Source organism: Roseovarius sp. BRH_c41 (assembly GCF_000961715.1).
Classification (GTDB): domain Bacteria; phylum Pseudomonadota; class Alphaproteobacteria; order Rhodobacterales; family Rhodobacteraceae; genus Roseovarius.
Genome location: NZ_LADY01000064.1, coordinates 71,397 through 90,109, shown reverse-complemented (window position 1 = coordinate 90,109; position 18,713 = coordinate 71,397). Strand labels below are relative to the sequence as shown.

The 18,713-nt window shown below is 58.3% G+C and carries 13 protein-coding genes; all 13 read left to right on the top strand.

From position 1 onward, the window contains the following. The first annotated feature begins 52 nt into the window (after nucleotides 1–52). From VR71_RS20540 to VR71_RS20480, 13 genes are read left to right on the top strand one after another with little or no spacing between them, the layout of a single operon-like run. Complete coding sequence (locus tag VR71_RS20540; protein WP_045686365.1) at nucleotides 53–1,066, top strand: hypothetical protein; 1,014 nt, start codon at nucleotides 53–55, stop codon at nucleotides 1,064–1,066. Next, nucleotides 1,066–1,986, top strand: coding sequence for an ion transporter (locus tag VR71_RS20535; RefSeq protein WP_296430677.1), 921 nt, complete (start codon nucleotides 1,066–1,068; stop codon nucleotides 1,984–1,986). The genes VR71_RS20540 and VR71_RS20535 overlap by 1 nt, the downstream gene beginning before the upstream one ends. Further along, nucleotides 1,983–5,693, top strand: a complete 3,711-nt coding sequence (gene tssB / locus VR71_RS25605; RefSeq protein WP_045686364.1) for a type VI secretion system contractile sheath small subunit — start codon at nucleotides 1,983–1,985, stop codon at nucleotides 5,691–5,693. Before VR71_RS20535 ends, tssB begins: the two co-directional genes overlap by 4 nt. Beyond that, nucleotides 5,693–5,977, top strand: coding sequence for a hypothetical protein (locus tag VR71_RS20525; RefSeq protein ID WP_045686363.1), 285 nt, complete (start codon nucleotides 5,693–5,695; stop codon nucleotides 5,975–5,977). Before tssB ends, VR71_RS20525 begins: the two co-directional genes overlap by 1 nt. Before the next feature lie 29 nt (nucleotides 5,978–6,006). After that, complete coding sequence (locus VR71_RS20520) at nucleotides 6,007–8,139, top strand: type VI secretion system Vgr family protein (protein WP_045686362.1); 2,133 nt, start codon at nucleotides 6,007–6,009, stop codon at nucleotides 8,137–8,139. Between the two features lie 10 nt (nucleotides 8,140–8,149). Next, nucleotides 8,150–8,773 carry a hypothetical protein gene (locus VR71_RS20515; RefSeq protein WP_009815951.1) on the top strand — a complete coding sequence of 208 codons (624 nt, stop codon included), beginning with the start codon at nucleotides 8,150–8,152 and terminating at the stop codon, nucleotides 8,771–8,773. Further along, nucleotides 8,773–9,081: a PAAR domain-containing protein gene (locus tag VR71_RS20510; protein WP_157046506.1), complete on the top strand. Its 309-nt coding sequence runs from the start codon at nucleotides 8,773–8,775 to the stop codon at nucleotides 9,079–9,081. Before VR71_RS20515 ends, VR71_RS20510 begins: the two co-directional genes overlap by 1 nt. Nucleotides 9,082–9,088: 7 nt before the next feature. Next, complete coding sequence (tagH, locus tag VR71_RS20505; protein WP_045686361.1) at nucleotides 9,089–10,636, top strand: type VI secretion system-associated FHA domain protein TagH; 1,548 nt, start codon at nucleotides 9,089–9,091, stop codon at nucleotides 10,634–10,636. A gap of 28 nt (nucleotides 10,637–10,664) precedes the next feature. Continuing rightward, on the top strand, nucleotides 10,665–12,005 hold the full coding sequence (gene tssK, locus VR71_RS20500) for a type VI secretion system baseplate subunit TssK (RefSeq protein ID WP_009815948.1): 1,341 nt from the start codon (nucleotides 10,665–10,667) through the stop codon (nucleotides 12,003–12,005). A gap of 24 nt (nucleotides 12,006–12,029) precedes the next feature. Continuing rightward, nucleotides 12,030–13,415, top strand: coding sequence for a type IVB secretion system protein IcmH/DotU (gene icmH / locus VR71_RS20495; protein WP_045686360.1), 1,386 nt, complete (start codon nucleotides 12,030–12,032; stop codon nucleotides 13,413–13,415). Continuing rightward, nucleotides 13,412–16,996, top strand: a complete 3,585-nt coding sequence (tssM, locus tag VR71_RS20490) for a type VI secretion system membrane subunit TssM (protein WP_045686359.1) — start codon at nucleotides 13,412–13,414, stop codon at nucleotides 16,994–16,996. Before icmH ends, tssM begins: the two co-directional genes overlap by 4 nt. After that, nucleotides 16,996–17,661, top strand: a complete 666-nt coding sequence (gene tagF / locus VR71_RS20485) for a type VI secretion system-associated protein TagF (RefSeq protein ID WP_045686358.1) — start codon at nucleotides 16,996–16,998, stop codon at nucleotides 17,659–17,661. The genes tssM and tagF overlap by 1 nt, the downstream gene beginning before the upstream one ends. Continuing rightward, nucleotides 17,658–18,371, top strand: coding sequence for a protein phosphatase 2C domain-containing protein (locus VR71_RS20480; protein WP_045686357.1), 714 nt, complete (start codon nucleotides 17,658–17,660; stop codon nucleotides 18,369–18,371). Before tagF ends, VR71_RS20480 begins: the two co-directional genes overlap by 4 nt. The last annotated feature ends 342 nt before the right edge of the window (nucleotides 18,372–18,713 follow it).

Below are 18,713 nucleotides of genomic sequence, written 5' to 3'. Positions count from 1 at the left end.
ATTTGTGGTTCTGCCCAATTAGGCAAACCCCTACAAAGAGGATGTGAACACAATGGCAGATGTTGGAAAGACCAAGATCAGCGTCGAGCGCAAGATCAATCCGTTCGGAGAGACTAAGACCAAGAAGCCCCCTGGCTGGTTTCGGGCGCGGCCCGGCGCCGAGAGTGCGGTGACCGATCTGACTTTCAAGCGGACGATGGAGCTTGATCCGCGAAAGTGGAAGAAGAAAGTGATCGAGGACGGTATCTATGCCGTCGCCCGCTATGAACTGTCACTTTTCGCGACCGTTCTGGGGACGTTGGAAAAGGATATCCTGAATGCCCGACCCAAAGAGCGCAAAAAGGCCAAATTCCAGCGCAACGACAAGGACGAGACGCCAGACGAGAAGAAGGCGCTCGATGATGCCGAGGCGCAGGTAAAAAAGCTGTTCAAGAAAATATCCGGTCAGATAGAGGACAAGGTTTCGGTCGCGCTGGACGAAGTCGAGAGCGACAAGGGTGACAACAAGAATGCACTGGCTGCGGGCAAGGAAGCGCTGAAGAAATTCGATACGCTCGATACGTCTGGCATGTTCTCGAAACTGACCAGCCAGGTAGTGAAAGCCGTCTACACGCTTGGCGTGGAGATTGAGAAGTCAGGCGATGAGGCAGCGCAAGAGGCGTTCAAGAAGTCCGCCGCAACTCTGGACAAAGTCAGGAAGGAGTACGACGGCACTGCCAAGTCCACCAAGGACGTGGCCAATTTCCTGCTGACCAAGGGTGCGAAGATGGCGACCGACACCAAAGCCGATCCGGCGTTGCAGGACATCGGTAAGATGATCTCGAAGTCGGGCAAGGTTAATGCGTCGCTGGTCAAGTTGTCAGGCACTATCGACACCTACGAGAAGGCCCTTGACGAGACGATTGCGTTCGTCAAGGGCGGAAAATCGACTGGTTCTGCGGCCAAGAACTGGGCGACGCGTTTCGGCAACGAGCATAAGAACAAGGACAAGGCGGTGGCTGATGCGGTAAAGTCGGTCAAGATTGTCAGCAAGAAATTCAACGAAGCGGCTAGAAAGGTAAAGTAATGTCGAGCGACGCGTCGATCCATGAGCAGTCTGAGGTGCCCGGCGCCGCCGAGGGGACAGGTGATGGAACGACTTTGGGCAAGGAGCGGGATCCCTACTTCCGCGCCCGATTGCGCAGGTTCGTCGAGCGGCCCTCGGTGCAGACTTTCATCATGGGCGTCATCATCTTTAACGCCATCACTCTGGGCCTGAGCACATCGGACTATATGCAGGCCCATATCGGTGATTTTCTGTATACGATTGACAGGGTGGTGCTGGTCATCTTCGTGTTGGAATTGCTGATCAAGCTCTATGCCTACGGGCTGAAGTTCTTTCGAAATTCGTGGAACATCTTTGATTTCTGCGTGGTGAGCATCGGACTATTGCCGCAGACCGACAGCATGTCGGCGCTGCGTGGGCTGCGGGTGATCCGCGCGATGCGCCTGTTGTCGGTGATTCCGCAGATGCGCGCGGTGGTTCAGGCTTTGTTGGATGCGCTGCCAGGCATGGGTGCGGTCATCATCATGATCTCGATCGTGTTCTACGTCTTTGCTGTGATGGCGACGATCATGTACGGCAACTCGTTTGACGAATGGTTTGGTACGCTAGGGCGAAGTCTGTACTCTCTATTCCAAATCATGACTCTGGAAAGCTGGTCGATGGGAATTGTTCGACCGGTAATGGAGGTTTATCCGATGGCTTGGGCCTTTTTTGTGCCCTTTATCGTGATTACCGCTTTTTCAGTCCTCAATCTGTTTATCGGTCTGCTGGTCAACACAATGCAATCAGCGGTGGAAGAGGAGACCGAGGCGGAGTTCGAGACGCTGCGCACTCTGGTGCGCAAAGAGACCGATCAAGTCGGCGAGCAGGTGAACGCTTTGCACGAGGAAATCCGAGCGTTGCGGGATGAACTGCGCAAGGCGCGTGGAGGTGAGGAATGAGCGACAGTCAAAAATATATCGCACGCAACCGCGCACCGCGCGTGCAGATCGAATATGACGTGGAACTCTACGGTGCCGAGAAGAAGATACAACTTCCTTTTGTGATGGGCGTGCTGTCGGATCTGTCGGGCACGTCGGAGCAACCTCCCGTGGCTGATCGCAGCTTTCTTGAAATCGACGTCGACAATTTCGATGACCGGATGCGGGCGATGGCACCCAGGGCGCAATTTAGCGTGCCGAACAGCCTAACCGGTGAGGGATCGCTCGCGGTCGATCTGACTTTCAAAAAGATGTCCGATTTCACGCCGCAAGGAATTGCCGAACAGTTCGATCCGCTTCGCCCGCTGCTGGAGGCGCGTAGGCAGCTGACAGATCTGATGGCCTATATGGACGGCAAGGCCGGTGCCGAGGCGCTGATCGAGCAGCTGCTCGCGCAGCCAGGTCTGTTGCAGGCGCTGACTGGCACCGGGACATCGTCGGATGACAGGCAGGCGGCGCTTGAGTCGCTGCGCGCGCCGATTTCTGCATTGGATGGACCGGAAGACACCACTGACGACACCCTAGCGAATTTGGCGGCGCAGGCCCCGGTCGATGCACCGCCGGACACATCCGTGGCGGATGCGCTCAACTCCCTAGGGCCTGCGCCCGAGCCGGAAGAGCAGGACGACGTATCGGCAGCCTTGACCGGATTGCGTGTGGCTGAGATGATACAAACGCCTGAGACGGACACTGCCGGCGATGTTTTGTCCGGCATTACTCGGATCGAAACGCCGGAGGATCTGGATTCGACGGCAGACGTGTTATCGGCCCTTGCAGAGTACGCGGAAGATGCACCGCCGCCGCGAGCGACCAGCAACGATATTCTGTACGCCATCGCCCGCGTGCCGGAGACGGAACCGGAGTCCCAGACCGTTGCCGTCTTGTCGGGCCTTACGCCCGTAGCTGACGCTGAAGAGGTTGGAGAAGACAGTGCTGCGGACGTGCTTTCTGCCATCGACCGGGTGGCTGAGATTGCGCCGGAAGACGATCTCGACAGTATCTTCTCGGGTATAGAACCCGTAGTAGAGCCTGAGACCGCAGAAAACGACACTGGTAACGTGCTGTCTGGGATCGCCTCCGTCGCATCGGCAGCACAGGCGGATGCGATCGACGACATACTCGATGCGCTTGAACTGCCCGAAATCGCTGAGGTGTCGACGGCGTCGTCCGATGCGGTACTTTCAGGGATCAGGGCGACCCCCGAAACCGAGGTCCAAGAGGACACGAAGGACATTCTCGCGGGCCTTCACGACAACACGGTTCCCGCCCCCAATGAGCTGTCACCCGATGACATACCTGCCGCGACCGACATGGCGGACCCTGCAACGGCCTTGGACGATCTTGATGATATGTTGGCCGTTCTGGAGAGCTCGGCCGTGGAGGCGACGCCGCCCACCGACAACATCGATCTGGATGCGTTGCTGGCGGAGCCTCAGTCAGTTGCCGAAAACATGGACGCGCAAGTGCAAGATCTGGATGACTTCGACGCTTTGCTTTCCGACTTTGGCGACTCTTCGGGCGAGGCTTCGGTCCCCGCCACACCCGACGGCCTTGGCGTTTTGCTGGCAGATATGGAGACGCCAGAGCCGGATCGGATTGATACCGACGTACCGGACGATTTTGCGGACCTCCTAGCCGATCTGGAAGGCCCCGCCAATGCGGAAACAATGGCCACCAAGACCGATGACCTAGAAGGCTTTCTGACGCAGGCTGAGGCAGGTGCCGAGGACGAGCCAACGGTTGACGATCTTGATGGTCTGTCGGCTGGGATGGAAGCTGCGGAACCGGAACTGGATGGGACCGCAGATGAGGTGTCGGACATTCTGGACGATTTGCTCGACGATCTGGACGTCTCAGCTGTAGCAGAAACTCATCCGACGGTCGCAGATAACGAGCTGGACAATCTGGACGCCATGTTGGCCGATCTGGATGGGGATGCGGGGGATCATCCCCGGACAGACCTAGGCAATGCTACTGCGGATAGCCCGCCGCCGCAGTCGCCGTTCGGCACCATTAGCGCCGCGCGGCCCGAACGCGATGCGTTGAACCGGAACGGGTTCAGGATGGCCTTCTTCGGCGACTTTACCGGTCGTGCGGCACGCGGTGCTATCGAAACCGGCGATGCGATGGCCGCGCGCCAGCCCGTCATTCTGGATGTCGATACGCTGGACGAGGTGATCGAAGGCTTTGCCACTACTCTGACCCTACCCATCGGTAAGAATGGCGGCAGTGTCTCGGTAGAACTGTCCGAGATAGATGATCTGCACCCGGATGCAATTTACGAGAAGCTCGGGATTTTCGGCGAGATTTCTGGGCTCCGCCAGCAGCTTGGCATGGGCTCCATGGTCGAGAAAGCGGCGCAGCGGCTCAAGGACTGGGCCGAGGCTTATGGCACGCCGATCCGTCTGCCCAAGCGGTCCGGGGCCACATCGATCCCGGCGCATATGAAGCTGAGCGATTTCCAGTCGCTGATCGGCGACACGTCCGGCAGGTTGTCCAAGACGGGACCGGCGGATGACCTGATCGCACAGATTGTAGGCCCGCATGTCGTCAAGGCACCCGATGCCGGGGCCGGGGCGCTTGCAGACGCAGTGGATCAGGCGCTCAGCACGGCGATGCGGCTTGTTCTGCACCATCCGGATTTTCAGGCGGTGGAGGCGCAGTGGCGTTCACTCGACCTGCTGGCGCGACGGATCGAGACGAACAGCGACCTGCAGATCGTTCTCTATGATGTCTCAGCCGAAGAGCTTGCCGCCGATCTCGCGGCGTCAGAGGATCTGGCAGAAAGCGGTATCTTCCGGCTGCTTACAGACGTGTTGGATCCCGAAGAAGGCGCTGGCGGGTTTTCGGCGCTGTTCGGGCTTTACACCTTCGAAGAAACGCCGCCGCATGCGGAGTTGCTGGCCCGGATCGGCCAGGTCGCAGCCCATGTGGACGCACCATTTTTTACCGCCGTGACCCCCGCCTATCTGGATGTGGAAAAGCAGGACCGCCACCCCCTGGTGGCGAAGGCTTGGGACAATCTGCGTGCGCGTCGTGAGGCTGCCTATCTGGGGCTAGCGTCGCCACGTTTTCTTTTGCGCCGACCCTATGGTGCGAAAACAGAACCCATCGACTCCTTTGCGTTTGAAGAATTCAGCCAGGTTGAGGGGCTGAAAGGCATGTTGTGGGCGAACCCGGCGGTTTTGGTGGCCATTCTGTTGGCTGCGACGTACAAGAAAGACGGTGCAGCGATGGATTTGGGCAGTGTCATGTCGCTGGGGGACATTCCGTTTCATTTCGTCACGGATCGGTTTGGCGACCAGGTGGCGCTTCCCTGTACCGAACGGAACCTGACGACTGATCTGGCGCAGCACACCTTGGCTCGGGGCTTCATTCCTGTGATCTGGGTCAAGGGCCGCGACGAAATCAGGCTTGGGTCGTTCCGCGCGCTCGACGGTGAAGAGATCTCGGGCCCTTGGTCGGGAGCGACACCGGCACCGCGCGCCGCTCCGGATGCACCGGCAGCGGATATAGAAATGGAACTGCCGGTTTTAGAGGAGTCTGAAGATTCGTCGCTTGACGATTTACTTGCGGGATTCGACCATATCGGAGCTGACGCTGGGGACGACACAGGCAATGACGGCGATATGGATCCGGAGCTCGCCGCCATGCTGGAGGGATTATGATGAATGCGTTGATTGGGCCACCCGAACCCGAAGAGCCGCCGATCATTATCGTAGCGATCGCGCGAAAGTCGTATTACCTGTTGAAGGGCGATACGTATCTGGACCAGATCCTGCTCGCAGATGGTGAGTTTCCCAAGCCTATACTCTGCGTTTATTTTGAGGACGTCTTTGAGTCGAAACGTCTGCTGGGCGACCATTTCAACCTTGGCGCGTTGTGGGGCATTCACCCGGGCATCATCAACCGACTGCGTGAAACCAGAAGTCTGATAGAAACAGAAGCATAGCGCCCCACTTTGGGCCAGGGACTGATCACATGGCAAATACAGAGATCGATCTTGAAAACCGGCTTGTCTGGATGGAGGGGGACTATACCTGCAAACCGGTCAACCTCAAGAACGCGCGGGTGATCGAGGGGCTGAGCTTTCTTACGGAGACGACAGTTGAATTTGTGTCCTCCAACGTTGAGCTTGATCTGCAGGAAATGCTGGGTAAGACGATTCATCTTGGGCTGAAGGACGACAAGGACGAGAGCCGGTATTTCACCGGCACGTGCACAGCGGTTGAATATGTCGGCGTGTACCAAGGCATGATGCATTTCGTGGCGGAAGTGCGGCCGTGGCTATGGTTCCTGGATCGAACCTACGAAAGCCGGATTTTTCAGGACAAGACTGTGCCCGAAATCATCAAACTCGTTCTGGACGAGTATGGTTTCACCGGGCAGATCAATAAACTGACAGAGACCTACGACAAACGCATCTACTGCGTGCAGTATCATGAAACCGATTTCGACTTCATCAGCCGGTTGATGGAAGAAGAAGGGATCTATTATTTCTTTGTACAGGCTGGGCAAGGGAACAAAGAGCTGAAAATGGTGCTGGCCGACGGCATCGCGGCGCATAAGCCCAATACCACAGGGCCAGACCTAGATTTCTATTTCAAGGAGTCCGAGTACCGTCGGAAATCCGATCACATCTTCGACTGGGCGCACAACACCAGCGTCGTGACTGGCAAAGTAACCCTGAAGGACTACGATTTTGAAAAACCGCGCGCCGAATTGCAGGCGGTCTCTTCAATTGAAAAAGGTAAGCACTCGCACAAGAAATACGAACACTACCGCTATCCCGGGCATATGCGTCTGGGCAATCAGCCCGCCAATTTTGCCAAGGTCCGGATGCAGGCCGAGGCGGTCCAGCATAAATTGGCGCGCGGGGCGGGCAACGTTCGGACGCTGGGCGCCGGTCAAACCTTCAGGCTCAAGGGCCATACACGCACGAGCGTCAATATCGAATATCTTGTGGTCCGAGCAGAGCATCGGTTGCAGATCGAAACCGACTATGAGGATCAGGAAACCAAGAAACCATTGTTCAACACTACGATCCCGGTCGACGAGGACAACAAGGACACCTACAGGATCACCTTTGATGTCATCCCCAAATCAGAGCCGTTTCGCGCGCCGCAAGAAACCCGTTGGCCGCGCATTCCGGGGTTGCAGACCGCAGTCGTGACCGGCCCCGCGGGCGAGGAAATCTATACGGACAAGTATGGACGCATAAAGGTGCAGTTCCATTGGGACAGGGCGGGCAAGAAGGACGAGAACACCACGTGCTGGGTGCGCTGCGTTATGCCTTGGACAGGCAAGAACTGGGGCATGATCTCTATCCCTCGGATCGGGCAGGAGGTCGCGATCCAATTTGAAGAAGGCGACCCTGACAGGCCGATCTGCACCGGAATGTTGTACAATGCGGATACAATGCCTCCCTACGAACTGCCGGCCAATGAGACGCAGAGCGGGATCGTTACGCGCTCGACCAAAGATGGCAGCGCTCAAACCTTCAATGAGCTGATCTTTGATGACAAGAAAGAAGCGGAATTCGTCCGTTTCCAGTCCGAGAGAGACTATATACAGACGATCAAGAACAACGCTACGGTGACAATCGGGTTGGAGCATAAGGATGATGGCGACCTAACGCAGACGATTCACCGCAACAAGACCGAAACCATCAAGACTGGCGATCACGTGTTCAAGGTCGAGACGGGAAACCAGGAGGTCTTTATCAAAACCGACCATACCGAGACGATCGAGGGCAAGGCGACGCAAACGATCACTGGCGACACCAAGCAGCAGGTCAAGACCGGAAATTTTGTGCAGAACGTCGACACCGGCAATCTTACCCGAAAGGTGGCCAAGGGCAACGAGGCAGTCACGGTAAGCATGGGAAACTACAGCCTCAAGACCGCGCTGGGGTCGATCAAGGAAGAGGCGATGCAGGAAATCGAATTGAAAGTCGGCAGCAGCTCAATCAAGATCGATCAGACCGGCGTGACCATAAAGGGCATGATTATAAAGATCGAGGGCACCGCTATGATGGAAGCCAAGGCGCCCATGACGACCGTCAAAGGGGACGGCCTGCTTGTCCTTAAGGGCGGGATCACGATGATCAATTGAGGGCACGTTCATGAAAAAACGGTTTTCAGATCTTAAGAAAGTGCCGCGTGAGCCCGCGATGCGTCTGCTCGCCGCAAAGCGCATCAAGCTGGATACAAAGCTCAAGACACCCGCCAGTGCCCCGGTCGAGGCTGTTTTGGAAGAGCTGGGAGCGCAAAAGGCTTGGGTCTGCGTTTTGCGGATGCTGTCTGCGGCCCTGCCGGACCGCGAGGCGGTCTGGTGGGCTTGTCTTGCTGCGCGCGATATCTGCGGTGACAACCCCGGGACGCCTAGCCTCAAAGCGTCGGAGGCATGGGTGTTTGAGCCAAATGATGCCAACCGCGAGAAGGTGCAGATTGCACTCGATACAGCCGATCCGGATGACGACACTGTGCTGGTCGCTACCGCCGCGCTTTACGCCGGGGGCAGCCTGGGCATTGGCGATCTGTCAAAAATGGCAGCCCCACCGGGGGCGGTTGCGGCCTGTGCCCTTGGCATGAACATGACGACGCTTGGCACCGCCAAGATCCCGCTGTTGCAATTGCAGCTCATTATTGACCGAGCGGTCAACGTGGCCCGCGGCGGAAATGGCAGGATCGATAAGATCACTGAGCCGCCGCCCCCTGAACCCGTTTCACTGGAAGGAGGCGACTGATGCCTGGACCCCCACAGGCCCGTGTCGGTGATACGCATATCGGTGTTTGCACGCTGGGGTCTCCAATGCCGATCATGCCGGTCTGCGCGCTGACCGTGCTTGTCGCCAAACGGCCCGCAGCGCGAGTTACCGACATGGTGATGGGCGCAACGGCCACGCCGGCGGGACCCGTGCCGTCGCCGCATCCGCTGGCTAAGGGGTCAATGACCGTTCTCATTCAAAAGCTTCCAGCGATCCGCATCGGTGACATGTGCGCGCTGGGGGGTGTCGTCAACTTGGGTGAGTTCACCGTTTTCACAGGAGGATAACCGATAGATGGCGGTTTTGCTGAAGTTTCAGTCGACAGGCAGCATCCCCGGCAATGGACAGCCCGTTGCCATGCGTGGACCAAGCCTGACCGTCGGACGGGGAGATGAGAACGATCTGGTGCTGCCGGACCCTGACCGGGTGCTGTCCAAGCGGCATTGTGCAATCGAGGATCACAACGGCAATTTAGTCGTGGTGGATATCTCGACCAACGGCACCTTTCTAAACTACGGCAAGCTGCCGCTCGGCGCGACGCCGACGCCTTTGAACGATGGCGACATCCTGTCGGTCGGCCCCTATGAAATTCTGGTTAACATCGTGACTGCGGGATCGGAAAGCCAGATCGCAGATCCGTTGCAGGATGGACCCGTGTCGCACGGCATAGCCGACAGCGCACCAAGCACTGACGATCTGCTCGATGCGCCCGGCGACGGCGGCGATTTCCTCGACGATCTGCTCGGCGGTCGCGACGGCTTGGTCGGGCCCGGCAGCGTTGATCGTGACGAAGACGACGGCAATGACCTGTTGCCACCGCTGAGCGACGACGATCTCCTGCCACCTGCGTCCGCTCCCGATGCAGGTCAGGGAGCGAGTGCCGCGTGGCACAACCCTTCTGCGCAGGACAGTTTCACTGCACCTCGACATAGCACGAGCACTTCAGCGATCCCAGACGACTGGGACGACGACTTTCTGGTGCCGTATTCGAACAAGGGCGGTGAACCAGGCCAGCCGGCCTATGTGGCGGGCGATGACTCTGACCCATTCGCAGCTCCGAACGACAGGGCTGCCGCCGACGGACCGGTCTTCGTGCCCGGCGCTTTCGGCCTGGAAGAACCTGACAAAGGTGTAGGCATACCAACCGGACCCACATTTGCAACCCCGCCGGACGCTCCTCTACAGCGGGACGATTCAGCACCGTCCGTGCCCGTGCCACCAATTCCAAAACCGGCCACTACCCCGGCGCCTTTGCCTAGCGATAGCGTCGCAGCGCGGGCGTTTTTCAAGTCCCTCGGTGTCGAGGAGATGCAACTGTCGGATGCCGACCTGACGCCGACCCTGTCACGCATGGGCCACGTCTTGCGCCTGATGATCGAAGGGCTACGCGAGATCCTGATGACGCGAACCTCAATCAAGTCTGAATTTCGCATTGAGCAAACGATGATTCAGGCCGGCGGAAATAACCCGTTGAAGTTCTCGATCAGCCCCGAACAGGCGATCGAGGCTTTGGTCAAGCCGAAGTCCAAGGGATATCTCGACGCAACAGAGGCGACTACTCAGGCCTTGCAGGACATCAAGGCGCACGAAGTGGCGATGATCACCGGAATGGAAGCTGCGCTAAAGGGTATTCTGGCGCGGCTCGACCCCAAGGTGCTTGAGGAAAAGATCGCCGTTTCGGGCGGGTTTTCCAACCTGCTGAAAAGCCGCAAGGCCCGTTATTGGGAGATTTACGAAAGCATGTATGCCGAGATATCGGATCAGGCGGAGAACGATTTCCACGAGCTTTTCGCCAAGGAGTTCGCCCGCGCCTACAAGGCACAGTTGGATAAACTGAAATGACCAAAGAACCAACAAGGAACGCTGTCTGATGTCTTGGGAAAGTAAGGTACTATGGACCGAAGGGCTGTTTTTGCAGCCGCATCACTTTCAGCAGGCGGATCGCTATACTGAAAGCCTCGTGTCGGGGCTCGCCCGGCGCGTTTCGCCGTATGTTTGGGGCTTCAGCCACCTAGATATCGACGAAGAGGTACTGAAAGTCGGCCAGTTCGCGATCAAGTCGTGTTCAGGGCTGACCCAGGATGGTACTGTCTTTCGCGCTCCTGCCTTCGAGGATCACCCGCCGGCGCTGGACGTGCCCGATACGATCAAGGATTGTGTGGTCTACCTGACCGTGCCGCAACGCCGCCAAGGCGCGCAAGAGGTCGATATGACCGGCGCCGAACTGTCGGCGGCACGGCTGCGCCCAGCAGAGTTTGAGATTACCGATGTGACCTCGACCGGCAAAAAGGCTGTGACCATGGGTGTAGGAAAGCTGCGATTGCAGTTCGCCTTGGCCGTCGATGATCTTGCTGATCGGCTGTGCATTCCAATTGCCAGGATCATCGAAGTTAAGCCGGATCAGGAGATTGTGCTCGACAAGGCGTTCATTCCGTCCTGTCTAGACCTGCGCGCGGCGGGACCACTAGCCGATTTCGTGCGCGAATTAGACGGCTTATTGGGCCATCGGACGACCGCACTTGCCGGACGGCTCAGCGATGGTGGCGGAACGAAAGGCGTGGCTGAGATTTCTGATTTCCTGCTCTTGATGTGCGTCAACCGGATGCGGCCAGTGATTCACCACATGTCGCAGATTGAAAACCTCCACCCGGAAAGACTTTACGAGACCTGCCTCGCCCTCGCCGGGGAGCTGGCGACATTCATGGCCGTGGAAAAGACAACTCCGAAATTTCCGGCCTACAAGCACGACGACCTGACCGCCACCTTCAGACCAGTGATCAAGGCCTTGCGGCAATACCTGTCCTCGGTGCTGGAACAGACTGCGATCTCGATTCCACTGGATCCTCGGAAATATGGCATCAGTGTCGGCGTGATCAGTGACCGAAAACTGCTGTCGACCGCCGGTTTCGTGCTTGCGGTCAAGGCTGACATCCCAGCCGAAAACATCCGCCGACACTTCCAGAACCAGGCAAAGATCGGCCCGGTCGAGGAAATCCGTCAGTTAGTGAATTCCGCGCTGCCGGGGATTCCGCTGCGTCCGCTGCCGGTGGCACCGCGCCAGATTCCTTATCACACTGGAGTGGTGTATTTTGAACTGGATGGTGACAGCCCACATTGGGGAAAGATGTCAACGTCCGGCGGGATCGCAGTTCATGTATCAGGGGATTTCCCGGGGCTGAGCATGGAGCTATGGGCGATCCGGCAAGGATAACCGCAAAAAGGGAAGCGCCGAGACATGTCTGACAACGACCCCTTTGCAGAACCGGATGATGCCGACCGTACGGTTATCAAACCGAATCCCGGCGGGCGCCGGCCCGCTACCGTAACCCCGCAGGCGCAGCTACAAGCGACGCCGGATCTGGGATCTGCCCCTACCGGTCAGGCTACCGGCATCCCCACGGCGAAAGGCGGCAACACCGAGCCCTCTATGGATCAAGGCATGACCGGCATGAACCGGATCAATGCCGCTGCTGCCACGCTCTTCAGCCTCGTCAGCCGCATCCGGAATCGCGCGCAGCACATGGACCCGGAAAAATTGCGCCGCTCTGTAGTGGCGGAAGTGCGAGGGTTCGAGGCCCGCGCACTGCAAAACGGGGTTGATGCGCAGGACGTCAAGATTGCCCGCTACGCGATTTGTGCCACGCTCGATGATGTCGTGCTGAACACGCCTTGGGGCGGACAATCTATCTGGGCGCAGCAATCCATGGTGGGCACGTTCCACAAGGAGACTGTTGGCGGCGACCGGTTCTATGACCTGCTCGCACGGCTGGAAAAGGAACCTGGCAAGAACATCGACCTGCTGGAATTCCTATACATGTGTCTGGCTCTTGGGTTCGAGGGGCGTCTGCGGGTCGAGCAGCAAGGATCAGACAAGCACCTTCAGATTCGCGCGGGACTCGCCCGGATTATCCGGGGCCAGCGTGGCGTTATCGAAAAGGATCTGTCCCCGCACTGGAAGGGCATTGATCAACCGCACAAGGTGCTGTCGTTGTGGAAGCCGGTCTGGATCACCTCGGCGACAGTCGCGATCCTGCTGACTGCCGCTTTCATGACGCTGAGCTGGCTGCTCAACCGCTCGACCGATCGAGTGTTGGGCCAGCTTTCTGTTCTCGATACCGGGCAGGTGGCAGAGCTGCTTCGCCGCGCCCCGCCGCCGCCGCCGCCACCGCCGCCCAACGACGGACAGATCGAACGGGTCAAGGGCTTTCTTGAGGCCGAAATCCGGGAAGGGATCGTAGAAGTGTTTCAGGACCAATCTACGATCACGGTGCGTCTGACCGGTTCGGGCATGTTCGGCTCAGGTTCGGACCAGTTGCAACCGGCGTTCGATACGCCGCTTTCGCGCGTCGCCAACGCCCTGAACGATGCAGAGGGACCGATCATTATCGTCGGCCATTCTGACAATGTCCCGATTAAGTCGTCGCGCTTTCCCACCAACATGCACCTGTCGCTGGCGCGCGCTGAAAGTGTAATGCGCACCCTGTCCACGCAGATCGACGACAAGGCCCGCCTGAAGGCGGAAGGCCATGCCGACAAGGATCCGATTGCCGATAACGGCACCTCGGAGGGTCGTGCCAAGAACCGACGTATCGAAGTTGTCCTGATCAGGAAATCCACATGATTTTTATCCGCCGCATGTTCCATTTGCTGGGATCGGCCATTTCGATCGTGGTCTTGGTGTCCCTCGCCTTCAGCCTGATGATCTGGTTTCTCGGGCCGATTCTGAGCTTTGGGGAAACCGCACCCTTCGTGACCCTGTTCGCGCGACTTATCACAATTGGCATCATCGTTTTCCTTGGTCTTTTCACCATTTTGCTCATCCTGCTGCGCCGGTCGCGACGGGCGCGCAAAATGGAAGAGGATATCGTCGAGTCCGCCGCCGAGGTTGAGAACGAGGATGACGAACTGGTCAAAGCTGAGTTGAGCGAGCTGAAAGGCAAACTGAAAGAGGCGATCGCCGCCCTGCGCAAATCCAAGCTGGGGCGAAAGTCACTGTATCAACTCCCTTGGTACGTTATGATCGGACCGCCCGGTGCGGGCAAGACAACGGCGATCGTAAACTCTGGGCTGCAGTTTCCGCTGGCCGATACACTGGGCAAGCAGGCGATCGGCGGCGTCGGTGGGACGCGGAATTGCGACTGGTGGTTCACCAATAATGCGGTACTGATTGACACCGCCGGGCGATACACGACTCAGGACAGCGCAGCAGAAGAGGACAACGCTGGCTGGAACGGCTTCTTGAAGCTTCTGAAAAGACATCGCAAGCGTCAGCCTATAAACGGTGCGATCGTCGCCATCTCCCTGGCGGACCTCAGCCTTCAGGATGAGGAAACCCAGAAAAGCCACGCCGCTGCGATCCGTCGACGATTGCACGAATTGCGTGATAAGCTCGGCGTGCGGTTCCCGGTTTATGTTCTGTTCACCAAGTCGGACCTCATTGCTGGCTTCACCGAATTCTTTGATGATCTCGGAAAGGAAGAACGTGAGCAGGTCTGGGGCTTTACTCTGCCCGTTTCTAAAAGGACAAAAGCCGAAGTATCGCCTGTCGCGGCTTTTGACGACGAGTTTGGTCAGTTGCTAGCGCAGCTCAACGCCCAGTCGCTGGAGCGGATGCAACAGGAGACCGACCACCAGCGCCGCGCGCTGGTCGCCAGCTTCACGTCACAGGTCGCCTCGGTGCGGGCCACCGCGAAGTCGTTCCTGGAGGAGGTGTTTCAGGACAGCCGGTTTGAAAAACGGCATCTGCTTCGCGGCATCTATTTTACTTCTGGAACCCAAGAGGGCACACCGATCGACCGGCTTATGATGGGAATGGCTCGGACATTTGGAATCGGGCGACAGGCCATCGGGACAGGGCGCGGCACGGGGCGCAGCTTTTTCCTGACCCGCTTGTTCGAGGGTGTCATTTTTCCTGAGGCGGGGCTGGTGTCGGCGGATGACAAGGTCGAACGCCGCTATCGGTGGACCAAACGCGCCGCAATCGCCGCCGCCCTTGTAGGCGGCATCGGCTTGTCCGCGCTCTGGATCCGGAGTTATTTGGGCAATACTGAGCTGTTAGCGCAGACCGGCAGATCGATCGAAGACTACCGCGCTGCCGTGGCGCAAGTCCCCGGCAGCCCAATCGAGGATTCCGATCTGGTGAGCGTCGTACCAGCGCTCAATGTGCTGCGCGATATGCCCACCAATCCTGCTGTGCTGGATCCCGCCCCGCCGCGCGCGCTGACCTATGGGCTCTATCAAGGCAAGATAATCGGCAACCAGGCCGCGCAAAGCTATCGCGCCGCACTGAACGAACATTTTCTGCCCCGCCTTCTCCTGCGTCTCGAAGACCAGATGCAGGCCAACATGAACAACTCTGATTTCCTTTACGAAGTGCTCAAGATCTATCTGATGCTGGGCCAGCAAGGTCCTATGAACCAAGATCTGGTCAAGGAATGGATGGCGCTTGACTGGTCTGTCGCATTCGAAGGTCCCGCCCGGGAAGCCCTTCGTGGGGACCTGACCGTGCACCTTGCCGCTTTGCTTGACAACCCAATGGACACGATCAGCCTGAACGGTCCGCTGGTCGAGCAAATCCAGGGGCTGCTGTCGGAGATGCCGCTTGCGCAGAGAGTCTATAATGGGATCATCAATTCACCCCGCGCGAAGGACCTGGCGGACTGGCGGCTGACCGATGTAGGCGGGCCTGCAATCAGCCGGGTGATCGTGCGATCCTCGGGCAAACCCCTCAATGAAGGGGTGGAGGGAATATTCACTTACGACGGATTCAATTCTGTCTTTCTGGATGAAGCTCTTGGCGTAGCTCAGCGCATTCAGAGCGAGAGCTGGGTGCTTGGCCCTCGCGGCGAAACCGAGCAATCGGAAGCGGCCCTGATCGCGATGAGCCGCGATGTCCTTGATCTGTACTACAACGACTATATCACACGGTATGACCAGATTCTCGGCGATATCGACATCATCCCGATGGAAAGCCTAAGCCACGCGGTCGAAGTCACCAACGTCCTGTCAGGGCCAACCTCGCCCTTGGTCAACATTCTCAATGCGATCTCGGACGAAACCAAGCTGACCGAAGAACGCAGCAATGCCAGCACCGATGGTCTTGCCGCCGGGGTCTCCGAAATTGGAGAGATCGAATTGCAATCTTCGCTGTCTAGCCGCAGCCAACTGTTTCTGCAGGCGCTGCGCAGCAATGTGCAGACCGAGCAGGGTCCTGCGCCCAAACAACCCGGCGCCTATGTCGAGGACAGGTTTAGTTGGCTGCATGAGCTGGTTGAGGACAAGAACGGCCAGCCCTCTCAACTGTCGGAGCTGACGGGACGCCTGACAGAAGTGTACCAAGAGCTCAACAAGCTCAGCTTCGCGGGCGGTGTCGGGGCGGCGACGGGCGACGCGACAGCCATCGTGCGGTTCCAGGAACTGGCCAATCGTCTGCCGGGACCGATCCAGCGTTGGTCGACCCAGATAACCAGCGGTTCGTCGGGGATCACGGCCGACGGTACCCGGGCATCGATCAACGCCAAATGGCAGTCGCAAGTGCTGCCTTTCTGTACTCAGGCGCTTGGCGGACGCTATCCTTTCGACCGGCAGGCGAAGGCTGACGTTGCAATGGCCGACTTTGCAAAGCTCTTTGCGCCGAACGGTATGATCGACGGCTTTTTCACCGAGAACCTGCGTGAATATGTCGACACGCGCGCACGACCTTGGGCGTGGAAAAAGGTCAACGATGCGGATCTGGGGATCTCCCAGGCCGTTTTGCAGCAGTTTCAACATGCCACCGAAATCCGCGACGCCTTTTTCACAGGAGGGGACCAGCCCGCAGTAAGGTTCCAGATCACACCCGAAGCGCTGGATCCATCGGCGCAGGAGGTTACGCTGGACATCGACGGGCAAGAGATCGTCTTTGCTCACAATAACGCGCCCAAGCCTGTGGCGATCACCTGGCCCGGCTCTGTCGGGTCGGCGCGGGTGATCTTTCAGCCCGTGGTTAACAACACGTCCAATGCGATGACTCGAGACGGTCCTTGGGCCTGGTTTCGACTGCTGAGCGCGGCGGAAATCAGGCGTACCAACGTTTCGGACCGCAACCGCGTGATCTTTAACGTGGGTGGGCGAATTTCGATTTTCCAGCTCCAGTCTGGATCGGTGCTGAACCCCTTTGCCCTCCCGGCACTCGGCCAATTCAGCTGCCCGAGCTCGTTCTGATGGGGCAGGGCTTCGGCGCCTTCGGCAAGATCCCCAGCATGGGAGATTTTTTGCGGCTCGATCTTCCGGTGTCGTTTCTCAGCCCTTGGGACGATTGGCTTCAGCGCAGCATCGTTTCAGTCCGAGACAAGCTGGGGCAAGGCTGGGATGCAGCCTACATGTCGGCACGGATATGGCGGTTTACCCTACCGCCTCAGGTTGTGGGCCCGACCGCGGTTTCGGGTATCATGATGCCGTCAGTCGATCGGGTGGGACGGCAATATCCTCTGACCTTGGCTTGTGCCCACGCCACCTCGGCCACAGCCTTGGTTCATTTCGCAAACTGTACCGTTTTCGAGGCGCTGGAGGACATCGCGCTGGCGGCGTTGGAGGATGATTTTAGCCGCGACAGCCTTATAGCGGCACTGAAAAACGTCACATTGATCGAGCCTGCCGTCGAATCGCTTAGCGGGACGCCCTATGTGACGGCCTTGCCCGTTGCAGAGATCATCGCCGCCGAAGTGATCTCCCGTCGACACGGCGACAGCGCGTTCTGGTCAACCTGTCTGGGCGGTGACCACAGGCTGATGGCGATTCCCGGCCTGCCTGCAGGTGCCGAATTGACTGCACTGTTCGACCTGTCCGCGCCATTCTGGCACCCCGGCGGGCTGGCGGTATCTGCATGACGCACATCCGCTATTCCGCCACCACACACGTCGGCCACAAACGCAAGGTCAACGAGGACAGCATCTTGGCCTTGCCGGATCAGCTGCTCTGGGCCGTATCGGATGGCATGGGCGGCCATGACGCGGGTGATTTTGCCTCGCAGGTGGTCGTGGATCGAATTGCGATGATCAACCCAGACCTGCCATCACAGGAGCTGATCCGTGCCCTGCGCGACGCGATCAACGGTGCCCATGACGCGATCCGCGCAGAAGCAGAGGCCCGAGGCAGCGGAACGATCGGGGCCACAGTCGTGACTCTGGCCATCGCGAATAACCACTTTGCGGCCTTCTGGGCGGGCGACAGCCGCCTGTATCGGTTGCAAAACAAGCGGATCGAGATGTTGACCACTGATCACTCCATGGTTGCAGCTTTCGTGCTGGCGGGGCAGATGACTTGGGACCAAGCCGAGAAGCACCCGCAATCGAACGCTATCACCCGTGCAGTCGGCGTCGGTGATACGCTCGAACTTGAAAAGATTCGCGGCGAAATCCTGCCCGGTGACCGGTTCTTGCTGTGTTCAGACGGGCTCACGAAATACGCGACCTTCGACACTCTGGAACGCGTCCTATCTCGCGAACCGATAGAGACGGTTGCCGACGCACTGCAGCAGATCGCTCTTGACGGCGGCGGGGCCGACAATATTTCGATCATAGTGATTGACGTGATCTAAAGCATCCCGCCCCAAACCTTGGTCAATCTAAAAAGTCTCGCTACACAGTTTCGCCGATGTGGAAGAAACAACGCGGGGGACAGAATGCTGGTCACTGCCCTTGCTCTCCTAGAGGCCAGACCTCAGGCCCGTTGAGATGGCATTCTCCAAGTTCAAACAATATCAGATCCGGATCGGCGTACGCATCTTCGCCGACATGGTCAACGCAATCGCCAAGGTCTGAGATCACTGCTCACCCGACGAGTTCTGGAAGTCCTTCAACGCTTCCAAGTAAGTCGCAGTTTAAACGCGGGCGATTTAAGCGCAGAACTTTAATGTAGAACGACTGTTTCACCAATGTAT

Bases quoted from the DNA above. Each gene is read 5' to 3' on its own strand.
- tagF (WP_045686358.1), top strand. From the start codon at position 16,996: ATGGGGCAGGGCTTCGGCGCCTTCGGCAAGATCCCCAGCATGGGAGAT.
- VR71_RS20510 (WP_157046506.1), top strand. From the start codon at position 8,773: ATGCCTGGACCCCCACAGGCCCGTGTCGGTGATACGCATATCGGTGTT.
- VR71_RS20535 (WP_296430677.1), top strand. From the start codon at position 1,066: ATGTCGAGCGACGCGTCGATCCATGAGCAGTCTGAGGTGCCCGGCGCC.
- VR71_RS20525 (WP_045686363.1), top strand. From the start codon at position 5,693: ATGAATGCGTTGATTGGGCCACCCGAACCCGAAGAGCCGCCGATCATT.
- tssB (WP_045686364.1), top strand. From the start codon at position 1,983: ATGAGCGACAGTCAAAAATATATCGCACGCAACCGCGCACCGCGCGTG.
- icmH (WP_045686360.1), top strand. From the start codon at position 12,030: ATGTCTGACAACGACCCCTTTGCAGAACCGGATGATGCCGACCGTACG.
- tssK (WP_009815948.1), top strand. From the start codon at position 10,665: ATGTCTTGGGAAAGTAAGGTACTATGGACCGAAGGGCTGTTTTTGCAG.
- VR71_RS20520 (WP_045686362.1), top strand. From the start codon at position 6,007: ATGGCAAATACAGAGATCGATCTTGAAAACCGGCTTGTCTGGATGGAG.
- VR71_RS20480 (WP_045686357.1), top strand. From the start codon at position 17,658: ATGACGCACATCCGCTATTCCGCCACCACACACGTCGGCCACAAACGC.
- VR71_RS20540 (WP_045686365.1), top strand. From the start codon at position 53: ATGGCAGATGTTGGAAAGACCAAGATCAGCGTCGAGCGCAAGATCAAT.
- tagH (WP_045686361.1), top strand. From the start codon at position 9,089: ATGGCGGTTTTGCTGAAGTTTCAGTCGACAGGCAGCATCCCCGGCAAT.
- tssM (WP_045686359.1), top strand. From the start codon at position 13,412: ATGATTTTTATCCGCCGCATGTTCCATTTGCTGGGATCGGCCATTTCG.
- VR71_RS20515 (WP_009815951.1), top strand. From the start codon at position 8,150: ATGAAAAAACGGTTTTCAGATCTTAAGAAAGTGCCGCGTGAGCCCGCG.